This is a genomic window from Streptomyces sp. 150FB, assembly GCF_000818195.1.
Lineage (GTDB): Bacteria > Actinomycetota > Actinomycetes > Streptomycetales > Streptomycetaceae > Streptomyces.
Map to the genome: position 1 here is coordinate 6747126 of NZ_JTHL01000001.1, position 9603 is coordinate 6756728.

Genomic DNA, 9603 nt, shown 5'->3' on the forward strand with positions numbered 1-9603 from the left:
TCGCTCACGGCGCGCCGCGCACGCGGCGAAGAGGGAGACCGACGTGTCAGCCGTTCAACAGCAGCAGCCGTTCCGGCGACCGGTGTCGCCCGTGGAATGGTGGATCGCCGGGCATCCCCGCGGCACCGTTCCCGTCCTGCACATCGTCGTGGAGGGGACAGGACCGCTGACGGCGGACCGGCTCACCACCGCGGTGGTGGCCGCCTCCGACGCGGTCCCCGGCACCCGGCTCACCCGCGACGGCCAGTTCTGGGCCGACACCGCGGTGCCTCCCACCGTACGGACGCTCACCCTCCCCGACGGTACGGAGATCACCGAACTCGCCGAACTCCACGCGCCGTTGGCCGACGAGGGGGGCCACACCTGCGAGGTGCTGCTCATCACGGGCCCGGCGGCCACCTCTGTTGTGTTCCGCGCCTCGCACGCGGTGATGGACGCCCACGGCGTTCTGCTGTGGGCGGCCGACGTGTTCCGCGCGCTGCGCGGCGAACCCCTCGTCGGCGCCGGGGACACCGCCACCGAGACGGACGTCCTGCCCCCGCTCGAAGCGGGCGTCACACTCGAACCGCCCGTGATGGACCGCCCGCCGCTGCTCGGCTCCGGACCCGCCACGGGCGAGGCGGCCGAGGGAGCCCGCCGCGTCTTCTGGCGCCGCCGCACCGTCGACGGCTACCACCCGGGCCTGGTCGCCAAGTTCGCCACGGCCATCGCCGACGAGGTCGGCTCCGACCAGGCGCGCTTCGCCGTACCGGTCGATTTGCGCCGCTACGCCCCGGACGTACGCTCCACGGCGAGCCTCTCGCACAGCTTGCCGTTCGCCGTACCGGCGGGGCAGCCCTGGGAGACCACCCACCAGCAGCTCCTGACGCTGCTCTCCGACTCCGCCGACTCGCCGGCCCGGCTCGACCCGCGGATTCTTGACGTCCCGATGCCTCAGTTGAGGACCATGAACGCGGGGATCCAGTCGGAGGTCACACGGACCGGCCAGTACCCCTCCGACGCCTCCCTCTCGCACATCGGCCGCGCCGAGTTGGCCGACTACAGCGGTGACACGTTCCGGGCCGCCACGCTCTATTCCCTGTCGATGTCGCCGGTCGGGGGGCCGGTGGAACTCGACATGGTGGAGTCAGGTGGACACACCGAAATCACGGTCACCTGGCACAACGGCCCCGGACTCGCCGAGCGGGCGGGGCAGTTGCTCGACCGGTTGGCGGAAAGCCTCTCACCGGCGGCCCACCGCCGGTGGGCCGGCAACAACACCGCCGAGCCGCTGCCGGACGGCCTGACCGTCGTCCAGCTCTTCGCGCGGCAGGTCCGGGCCACCCCGGACGCCGTCGCCGTCGAGGGCCCGGACGGTGACCTGACGTACGCCCAACTGGAGCGCAGCTCAAGGGCCGTGGCGCACGCACTGCGCACCAGGGGAACGGGCCGCGACGAGGTCGTAGGTGTCCTCGCCGACCGCTCGACCGCCGCGATCACCGCGATCTGGGGCATCCTCAGGGCCGGCGCCGCCTATCTGCCGCTCGACGCCCAGCACCCGGACGCGCGGATCGCCGACCACCTGAGCGACGCGGGTGCGCCGGTCTGCCTGGTGGAGGGCACGCAGGCGGGCCGGGCGGCGGCCGCCGTACCGGAGGGCTGCGAGTCGCTGCTGCTGGAGGAACTGCCTGCTGCCGAAACGCTCGACGAGCCGTGGCAGGACGCCGACGTACGCCCCGAAGACCTGGTGTACGTGATGTACACCTCCGGCTCGACGGGCCGGCCCAAGGGCGTCGAGATCGAGCACCGCGCGCTCCTCAACTACACGCGGTGGGCCACCCGCGACCTCGGCATCGACGCCGGAACCCGGATTCCCCTGCTCACCTCGCTCTCCTTCGACGTCTCCTGCACCTCCGTCTTTCTGCCGCTGCTCGCGGGCGGCACCCTGCTGCTGCCCTCGGGCCCGCCGGACCACGCCACCCTGCGCGAAGTGCTGCTGAAGTCCGGCGCCACCGTCCTGTCGATGACACCGTCCCTGCTCGAACTGATCTGTGAGCTGGACATCGAGCCCACCGGCGTACACACCGTCGTCACCGTCGGCGAGGCACTGCGCCGTGCCGTCGCCGAACGGGCACAGGCGATGTTCGGTACGGACTGCGCCCTGCTCAACCTCTACGGTCCCACCGAGGCCACCGTCGAAATGACCCGGCACCGCTACGACCCGGCGACCGACCGGGCGGCGGGCGTCCCGATCGGCGTACCCACCGCGAACTGCTCCCTGTACCTGCTCGACAGACACGGCCGTCATGTGGCCCCGGGCGAACTCGGCGAACTCCACATAGGAGGCGTCCAGTTGGCGCGCGGCTACCGTGGCAGGCCGGACCTTACCCGGGAACGCTTCGGCCACCTCGCCGACGGCACCCGCGTCTACCGCACCGGCGACATCGGGCGGGTGCTGCCCTCGGGCGTGATCGAGTACGTCGGACGCTCCGACGAACAGGTCAAGGTGCTCGGCCACCGCGTCGAACCGGCCGAGATCGCCCAAGTGCTGGAGGAGCACCCGAGCGTGCTGCGGGCCGCCGTCATCGCGCGCAGCCGTACGGGCCAGCAGCACAGGACGCTCTGCGCGTACGTGCAGGGAAACGCCACAGGCGCGGCAGGCGCGGCAGGCGCGGCAGGCGTGGCGGGCACCGCTGCCGCCGACACGGCCCCGCTCGACACGGCCGCACTCCACACGTACCTCGCCGAACGGCTGCCCTCCTACATGCTGCCCGCCTCCATCACCGTCGTCACCGGCTTCCCGCAGACGGTCAGCGGCAAGATCGACGCCAACCGGCTGCCCGACCCGTTCGCCGGCCTCGTCCCGGCCGCCGGCACCGCCCCCGTACGCGACGAGACCGGCGGCGCAGTCGCCGCCGTCTGGGGGGACCTGTTCGGCATCGACCCCGAACGGCTCGGCGAGGACGCCGACTTCCATCAGCTCGGCGGCGACTCGCTGCTGATGCTCTCGATGATCGCCGCCGTCTGCCGGCAGGTGGTCGGACCCGAGGCCGAGCCCCGATTCCTGGAGCGCCTCGGGGACGTCATCCGCGAACCCACCATCGCCCGGGTGGCCGAGATCGCCCGCGAGGTCCGCGACAGCGGATCGGTCGTCCCCGCCTGACCCGACTCGACCTGACCGACCCTGTCCGACCCGACTCACCCTGCCACCGGACAGCAGCGGACCGACACCACCGGACCGATACGACCCGGACCGATCACGTCCCGGCAGCGGCGACCGCGACAGCGACCGCCGCTCCCGCCCCCGCGCTGCCGACGAAAGCAGCCGGCAGACATGGCGAACGAGGAGCCAACAGAAATGGCGAACGAGGACAAGCTCCGCGACTACCTCAAGCGGGTCACAGCCGATCTGCGCCACGCCAACCGCCGGATCCGCGAGACGGAGGACCGGGCCAGGGAACCCATCGCGATCGTCGCGACGAGCTGCCGCTTCCCCGGCGGCGTGACCTCCCCCGACGAGCTGTGGGACCTGGTCGCCGAAGGCCGGGAGGCGGTCGGCCCCGTACCGGCGAACCGTGGCTGGGACATCGACGCCGTCTACGACCCGGAGCCCGGCCGCCCCGGGCGTACGTACGCCAGGACCGGCAGCTTCCTGCACGACGCCGACGCCTTCGACGCCGCGTTCTTCGGCATCTCGCCGCGCGAGGCCCTCGCCATGGACCCGCAGCAGCGACTGCTGCTGGAGGCGGCGTGGGAGGCGTTCGAGAACGCGGGCATCGACCCGCACCAGCTCCGCGACACCCAGGCGGGCGTCTTCGTCGGCGCCAGCTCCCAGGGCTACGGCGCCACCCTCACCACCGCACCCGAGGAGGTCGAGGGCCACCTGCTGACCGGCGGGGCGGCAGCCGTACTCTCCGGCCGGCTCGCCTACACCTTCGGGCTGCGCGGCCCCGCGATCACCGTCGACACCATGTGCTCGTCGTCCCTGGTCGCCCTGCACCTGGCCGTCCGCTCGCTGCGCCAGGGCGAGTGCGGGTTCGCCGTGGTCGGCGGCGTCACGGTGATGGCGAGCCTGCGGTCCTTCGTCGAGTTCAGCCGCCAGCGCGGCCTGTCGGCCGACGGCCGCTGCAAGGCCTTCTCCGACGACGCTGACGGTACGGGGTGGGGAGAAGGCGTCGGTGTGCTGCTGGTCGAGCGGCTGTCGGACGCGGAGCGCCTCGGACACCGGGTACTGGCCGTGGTACGCGGCAGCGCGATCAACCAGGACGGCGCCTCCAACGGCCTGACGGCCCCGAACGGCCCCGCACAGGAACGGGTGATCGGCGAGGCTCTGGCCGACGCCGGTCTGTCGGCCGTCGATGTGGACGTGGTGGAGGCGCACGGTACGGGTACGTCGCTGGGCGACCCGATCGAGGCGCGGGCGCTGCTCGCGACGTACGGCCAAGGGCGGGACGCGCGGCGGCCGTTGTGGCTCGGCACCCTCAAGTCGAACATCGGCCACACGCAGGCGGTGGCGGGTCTCGCGGGCATCATCAAGATGGTGCAGGCGATGCGGCACGGTGTGCTGCCGAAGACGCTGCATGTCAGCGAGCCGTCCTCGCACGTGGACTGGTCGGCCGGCGCGGTGGAGCTGCTGACGGAGGCGCGCGCGTGGTCGGCGTCGGAGGACGGCCCGCGCCGGGCGGGGGTCTCGGCGTTCGGGGCCAGCGGGACCAACGCCCACGTGATCCTGGAGGAGGCGCCGGCGACCGTGTGGGCAGCCGGTACCGACTCGGAGCGCGGGCGTTCCGGGGCGGTCGTCGTGCCCTGGCTCGTATCGGCACGGTCCGGGGAGGCACTCCGCGCAGGGGCCAGGCATCTGCTGGCGTTCGCGGGGGACGCCGACCCGGTGGACGTCGGGTACTCCCTGGCCACGGGCCGGGCGGCACTGGAACACCGTGCCGTGGCGCTGGGCAGCGTACGGGACGAACTCCTGTCAGGGCTTACGGCGTTGGCGGATGGGGAGCCGAACGCCGGGCTCATCGAGGGCCTGACCGAAGTGGACGGTGAAGCCGCCACGGCGGTGTTGTTCACGGGTCAGGGTGCGCAGTGGGCGGGGATGGGGCGTGGGCTGTACGCGTCGTTCCCGGTGTTCGCTGCTGCGTTGGACGAGGTGTGTGGAGGGTTCGGTCCTGAGCTGCGGGAGGTGATGTTCGGGGGTGAGGGGCTGGATGAGACGCGGTGGACGCAGCCCGCGTTGTTCGCCTTCGAGGTCGCTGCGTTTCGTCTGCTGGAGTCGTGGGGTGTCCGGGCGGATTATTTGCTGGGGCATTCGATCGGTGAGGTGGCCGCCGCGTATGTGGCCGGTGTGTGGTCTTTGGCCGACGCGTGCCGGGTGGTGGGTGCGCGTGGTCGGTTGATGCAGGCGTTGCCCGCCGGTGGTGCGATGGCGGCGGTGGAGGCGTCGGAGGACGATGTCCTGCCGTTGCTGGCCGATGGTGTGTGTATCGCGGCTGTCAACGGGCCCGCGTCGGTGGTGGTGTCGGGTGACGAGTCCGAGGTCGAGCGCGTCGTCAGGCATTTCGCCGATTCGGGTCGTCGCACGCGGCGGCTGAAGGTGAGCCATGCGTTCCACTCGGGGCGTATGGACGGGATGCTGAAGGACTTCCGCGCGGTCCTGGAGGGCGTGGAGTTCAGGGCGCCCCGCCTGCCTGTGGTCTCCAACGTCACCGGCCGCATGGCCACCGCCGAGGAGTTGATGTCTCCCGCGTACTGGGTCTCGCAGGTCCGCTCGGCCGTCCGATTCGCCGACGGTGTCGGTGTGTTGGCCGAGAGCGGGGTGTCGCACTTCGTGGAGGTCGGCCCCGACGGCGTACTGACCGCGATGGCCGGGGAGTTGGCGGAGGACCACGCCACCGCCGTGCCTCTGTCCCGCCGTGACCGGGACGGGGAGCGTACGGCCGCGGAGGCCGTCGGGCGGCTCTGGGTGTCGGGCCTGGACGTGAACTGGGCGCAGGTGATCGGCGGGGGCCGTCGCGTCGACCTGCCCACGTACGCCTTCCAGCGCAAGCCGTACTGGCTCGAAGCCGAGCCCGTGGCGCCGGTCGGGGACCCGGCGGAGGAGAGTTTCTGGATGGGTGTGGAGGAGGGGGACCTCGGCGCGCTCGCCGCCACTCTCGCCGTCGAACCGTCCACCCTGGAAGCTCTGTTGCCCGCCCTGCGTACCTGGCGCGGCGACGGTCGCGAGCGGCGCGTCCTCGACGGCTGGCGCTATCAGGTGACCTGGCGGCGTACCCCGGAGACAACGACCGGGACTCTCGCCGGCCCGCTGCTCGTGGTCCTCCCCGCAGGGGGGATCGAGGAGGGCGTACGGCCCTGGGCGGGCGAACTGCTGGCCGAACTCGCAGCCCACGAAAGCCGGGTGGTACGGGTGCTGGAGCTGCCCGCCGACACCACCGACCGTACGGCCCTCGCCGGTCACCTCAGCGCCGTACTCGACCCGGCGGGCACCGACGCGGCCCCGGTCCCGGCCGTCGTCCTGAGTCTCCTCGCCGCTGCCGAGGAACCGTTCCGCGAGGGGTCCACCCTGCCCACAGGAGTGGCGGCGACCACCGCCCTCGTCCAGGCGCTCGGCGACCTCGGCAGCAGCGCGCCCCTCTGGTGTGTCAGCCAGGGAGCCGTCACCGTGGGGGCGACGGAACGGCTGGACAGCCCGGAACAGGCCACCCTCTGGGGTCTCGGCAGGATCGCCGCGCTCGAACACCCGGAGCGCTGGGGCGGCCTCATCGACCTGCCCGGTACGGTCACCGCCCGCACCGCCGCACAGCTCCTCGCCGTCCTGACCGGCTCCGAGGGCGAGGACCAGGTGGCGATCCGCCCCACCGGCACCTACGGCCGTCGGCTGACCCGTCCCCGCGCCCCCCTGCCCACCGGGCGGCCGACCTGGCGGCCGAGCGGGACCGTCCTCGTCACCGGCGGAACCGGTGGCATCGGCGCCCACCTCGCCCGCTGGCTCGCCCGTGCGGGCGCCCCGCACCTGCTGCTCGTCAGCCGCAGCGGGACAGCCGCGCCGGGGGCCTCGGAACTCGCAGTCGAACTGCGGGAGTTGGGTGCGCAGGTGACCGTAGCGGCCGCCGATGTCTCCGACCGCGAGGCCGTCGCCGCGCTGCTGGCCTCCGTACCGGAGGAGCAGCCGCTGAGGTCGGTGTTCCACGCGGCGGCGATCCTCGACGACGGTGTCATCGGCGGGCTGACGGCCGACCGTACCGCCGCCGTCCTCGCGCCCAAGGCCGACTCCGCCCGCCATCTGCACCAGCTCACACGCGACCTCGACCTCGACGCGTTCGTTCTCTTCTCCTCCATGGGCGGCACCCTCGGCGGCCCAGGTCAGGGCAGCTACTCGGCCGCCAACTCCTACCTCGACGCCCTCGCCTGGCAGCGGGCCGCCGACGGCCTGCCCGCCACCGCCGTCGCCTGGGGCGCCTGGGCCGGCAGCGGACTCGCCGACGGCGAGATCGGCGAGTCGGCCCGCCGCTTCGGCATGACGCCCATGGACCCGGAGCGTGCGATCGCCCTGCTCCACCGGGCCCTCGACACCGGCGAACCGGCCGTGGCCTTCGCCGACATCGACTGGGACCGCTACGCCACTTCCTTCACGCTCGGCCGGCCCAGCGCCGCTCTGCGCGAACTCCCCGAGGTCCGGGCGGCTCTCACCACCACCGACCCGGCGGAGCAGCACACCACCGCCGACCTCGGCCGCGAACTCGGGGCCCTGCTCCGCCCCGACCAGGAGCGTCGGCTCCTCGACCTCGTCCAGTCCCACGCGGCAGCGGCCCTCGGGCACGCGGCGAGCGATGCGATCGAACCAGGGCGTGCGTTCCGCGACCTCGGCTTCGACTCGTTGACCGCCGTCGAACTGCGTAGTCGCCTCGCCGCCGCCACCGGACTGCGGCTGCCGGTCAGCCTCGTCTTCGACTACCCGACGACGGCCGTCCTCGCCGGCCACCTGCGTACCGAACTGCTCGGCGCCGACCAGCCGACTCCCGTACCCGCCAGTGTCGTTGACGTCGCTGCGACGACAGCACCCGTGGACGACGATCCGATCGCCATCGTGTCGATGGCCTGCCGTCTGCCGGGCGATGTGACGTCACCCGAGGACCTGTGGAATCTGCTGATGGACGAGCGGGACGCCGTGGGCCCGTTCCCGACGGACCGTGGCTGGGACATCGAGGGGCTCTACGACCCGGACCCCGAACACACCGGTACGTTCTATGCGAAAGAAGGCGGATTCCTCTACCGGGCCGCCGACTTCGACCCCGGATTCTTCGGTATCTCGCCACGCGAGGCCCTCGCCATGGACCCGCAGCAGCGACTGCTGCTGGAGACCTCCTGGGAGGCGCTCGAACGGGCCGGGATCAACCCCGAGTCGGTAAGGGGCAGTCGAACCGGTGTCTTCATCGGCTCCAACTACCACGACTACCTGTGCCGGTTGCACGACGGCCCCGAGGGCTTCGAGGGGCAACTCGCTCTCGGCAGCGCGGGGAGCGTCACGTCCGGCCGCATCAGCTACACCCTCGGTCTCGAAGGCCCGGCGCTGACGGTCGACACGGCGTGCTCGTCCTCGCTGGTCGCGCTGCACCTGGCGGTCCAGGCGCTACGGCGCGGCGAGTGCACACTCGCCCTCGCCGGCGGGGTCACCGTCATCGCCTCGCCGGAAGCCTTCATCGAGTTCAGCCGCCAGCGCGCCCTTTCCGTGGACGGCCGCTGCAAGGCGTTCTCGGACGATGCGGACGGCACGGGCTGGGCGGAGGGCGCCGGACTGCTGCTGGTGGAGCGGCTGAGCGACGCGCGGCGCAACGGGCACCCCGTGCTGGCTGTGGTGGCGGGGAGTGCGGTGAATCAGGACGGTGCGTCGAACGGTCTGACCGCGCCGAACGGTCCGTCGCAACAGCGGGTGATCCGGGCGGCGTTGGCGGATGCCGGCCTGACGGGTGCGGATGTGGATGCGGTGGAGGCGCACGGTACGGGTACGTCGTTGGGCGATCCGATCGAGGCGCAGGCGCTGCTCGCGACGTACGGGCAGGGGCGGGACGGCGAGCGGCCGTTGTGGCTCGGCTCTGTGAAGTCCAACATCGCGCACACGCAGGCCGCCGCAGGTGTGGCAGGCATCATCAAGATGGTGCAGGCGATGCGGCACGGTGTGCTGCCCAAGACTCTGCACGCCGACGAACCGTCGTCGCGTGTCGACTGGTCGACCGGCGCCGTCGAACTGCTGGCGAAGGCCCGCGAGTGGAGAGCCGACGACCACCCGCGCCGTGCCGGCATCTCGGCCTTCGGTATCTCGGGGACGAACGCGCATGTCGTGATCGAGGAGGCGCCGGAGGCCTCTGAGCCGGTGGTGGCTGGGCTGGCGGGTTCGGTGGTGCCGTGGGTGGTGTCCGGTCGTACGGAGGAGGCGCTGTTCGGGCAGGCGGCGCGGCTACGGACTGCCGGCGCCGAGGCCGACCCGGTGGATGTCGGCTTCTCGCTGGCGAGTGGTCGGGCGGCTCTGGAGCACCGGGCTGTGGTGCTGGGTGCGGATCGTGGCGAGCTGGTGGCTGGGCTTGAGGGTCTGGCTGTGCGGGGGAGTGTGCGGTCGGGGCGTTC

General features: G+C 72.3%; 2 protein-coding genes. Both read left to right on the forward strand.

Features of this window, described 5'->3' with window-relative positions; genetic code table 11:
- Positions 1-43: 43 nt before the first annotated feature.
- Entirely contained in the window at positions 44-3142 is a 3099-nt protein-coding gene (locus QR77_RS29160) for a non-ribosomal peptide synthetase (protein ID WP_150130459.1), read from the forward strand.
- A 195-nt stretch (positions 3143-3337) separates the two neighbouring features.
- The coding region (locus QR77_RS29165) for a type I polyketide synthase (protein WP_160310964.1) at positions 3338-9603 on the forward strand (6266 nt) is incomplete at its 3' end.